The organism is Mesorhizobium sp. M2A.F.Ca.ET.037.01.1.1, assembly GCF_003998075.1.
In the GTDB taxonomy this organism is placed as follows: Bacteria; Pseudomonadota; Alphaproteobacteria; order Rhizobiales; family Rhizobiaceae; genus Mesorhizobium.
Window position 1 is genome coordinate 1 of record NZ_RZSA01001429.1, and the last position, 1,159, is coordinate 1,159.

The window sequence follows — 1,159 nt, forward strand, 5'->3', positions numbered from 1 at the left end:
ACCCTGGGAGCGTATCCCGCCGAAAGTGGAGATCCAGGCGTCCGGACCTTTCCGTAGCGCAGGCAAGCCGTCGTCTGGGGCAGCCATACGGGCCTCGGCGACACCGGCTATGCCGTCGACAAGGTCCTCGATCAGCGGCCCGCTGCTCGCAAACCCGGTGATGTCGACCACCGCCACGCTGTCGCCGCTGGTCACGAACGGCCTGCCGCCGGTGAGGATGGTTTGCGGCGGGCCGCTTCCTGAAAAACTCATGACGGCGTTAAGCCCAGGGCCGAAACTGACGGTGTTGCCGCCACCGGAAAAGACGATCGGCCCCTGGATGGCCGTCCCGCCCAACAGGTTCAGCGTGGCGCCAGACGCGCCGAAATAGATCGCCACGCTCTGGTCACTGAAGACGTGACCGGAATTGGTGATGACGGAACTGCCGCCCTGGGCCGCAATGCCGACACCGCCCAGACCCTCTACGATCACCGAACCGGAATTGGTGATCGTGGCGTTGCCGAACAGCGCACTGATACCCGTCGAAGCCGTCCCGAAGACATCGACCGTGCCGCTGTTGGTGATGGTGATGTCATTGCCGCTCGCGCCGATGCCGACCGAAGCCAGGCCCGACACAACGATCGACCCGGAATTATCGAGTCGCAGCCCGTTGCTCTGCCACAGAATCCCTCCGGCCGCGGTCCCATAGGCCTCGATGGATCCGCTGTTGTCCACCGTCAGGTCCGGCCCGTCGCCGATTATGCCCGCGGCAGCCGTGCCGGAAACGCCAATAAAGCCATGGTTATCCACATGCCCGGCCGGAGCATCGCTGATGATCCCGTATGTGGCGACGCCAAGCGCTTCGATCGTGCCGTTGTTCACGATCTGCGTATCGCCGCCTTCCGACAAAATGCCGATCGAGCCATCGCCGATCGCCAGGATGGCACCGTTGTTGAGGATGGTCGCGTCGGGCCCTTGCGAATGCACATTGGCGGCGCCGCCGCCCAATCTTGCGATCAGCCCGTAATTGGTCAGCCGTTGACCCGAATTGAACATCTGCACGGCATCGACGCCGGCGCCGAATGTTTCGATCGCTCCGTTTGCCTGCACGAGGCCGGTATCACCGGCATTGCTCATCGTCTGCTGGCCGGCAATGACGCCATTGCCGATGACAAAATCT

At 63.3% G+C, this 1,159-nt stretch carries 1 pseudogene; it reads right to left on the minus strand.

Annotated elements, in window-relative coordinates:
- A pseudogene (locus EOA27_RS41260) lies at window positions 1-1,159 on the minus strand (hypothetical protein); the annotation flags it as partial.